Genomic DNA, 1,274 nt, shown 5'->3' with positions numbered 1-1,274 from the left:
GCTGCTGGGTGGGGTAGGGGTGCTGCGCCTGCTGCTGGTACTGCCCCGGCATCTGGCGGGGCGCCGCGGGCCGCGGGGCGGCCGGCCGCATCTGCTGCGGGGCCGGCGCCTGGGGCACGCCGGGCGCCGGGTAGGGCCGGGGCGCGGCGGCCTGCTGCGGGAAGTACGGCGCGGGGGCCTGCGGGGCCGGCGCCGCCAGCTGCGGCCTAGCCGGCGCCGCCTGGTACCCGGGGTAGCCGCCGACCGCCTGCGGGTGCGGCTGGGCGTGCGTCGGCGCGGGCGAGGGGGCGGAGGGCAGCGCGGGCAGGGCCGGCAGCGCGGGCTGGCTCGCCACCGACGGGTAGCCGAGCGGCTCGTACGCGGCGGGCACCCGGATCGGCGCGATCTGCGGGGTTCCCCGCTCGGCCACCAGCCTGTCGTAGATGGGGGTGTCAGGGAACGACGGTGAGGAGTAGCCACCGCCGTAGGGGCGCGGGGAGGTCATACCCCATAAGTTAAGCCCACCATGTGGTCGTTGGGGAGACCGATTAGAGGGTCTTTTCGTGGCCTTGAGGCGGCCTCCGGCGCTCAATCCGAAGGAATACCGGAAAAAACGTCGATGGGCGTTCAGATGATGTTGTGTCCGGGGGTCGCCCAGGGGGTTCCCGTGGCCGGGATGGCATAGTGGGCGGTGTCCGCAGAACAGGTGGCGTGACGACGGCCACCCTACGGAGGAATCCACGATGCTCAAAGGTGCGAACGTCCCCGTGTCCGCCCGCTCGGTCCGTCTGGAGATCGGCTGGAACACCTCCGCCGGGGTCCCCGACGTGGACGCGTCGGCGCTGCTCCTCGCGGCGGGTGGTCGGGTCCGTTCGGACGACGACTTCGTGTTCTACAACCAGCCCCGGCACACCTCGGGCGCGGTCCGGCACGAGGGCAAGCAGCCGCAGGGCGCCGCGGTGACCGACCGGCTCGCCGTCGACCTGACCGCCGTGGAGCCGGAGATCGAGAAGGTCACCGTGGCCGCCTCCGCGGACGGCGGCACCTTCGGCCAGGTCCCCGGGCTGCACGTGCGGGTGCTCGACGCGGACAACGGCACCGAGATCGCGCGCTTCGACAGCCAGGACGCGACCACCGAGACCGCGTTCGTGCTCGGCGAGCTCTACCGCCGCCAGGGCGGTTGGAAGTTCCGCGCCGTGGGCCAGGGCTACGACAGCGGTCTGGCCGGCCTCGCCACCGACTTCGGCATCTCCGTGGACGACGAGCCCGCGCCGGCGCCCGCCCCCGTACCGGCC

General features: G+C 73.8%; 2 protein-coding genes. One reads left to right on the top strand and one right to left on the bottom strand.

Features of this window, described 5'->3' with window-relative positions; genetic code table 11:
• Nucleotides 1-484, bottom strand: a 484-nt coding sequence (locus E1265_RS36320) for a DUF6643 family protein (RefSeq protein WP_132935190.1), incomplete at its 3' end; no start/stop codon positions are given.
• 238 nt (nucleotides 485-722) lie between these two features.
• Here E1265_RS36320 and E1265_RS36315 point away from each other — a divergent pair.
• The coding region (locus E1265_RS36315; protein WP_132935189.1) for a TerD family protein at nucleotides 723-1,274 on the top strand (552 nt) is incomplete at its 3' end.

It is taken from the genome of Streptomyces sp. 8K308 (assembly GCF_004348315.1).
Taxonomy (GTDB): Bacteria; Actinomycetota; Actinomycetes; order Streptomycetales; family Streptomycetaceae; genus Streptomyces.
This window is presented reverse-complemented; position numbering and strand designations above follow the sequence as displayed.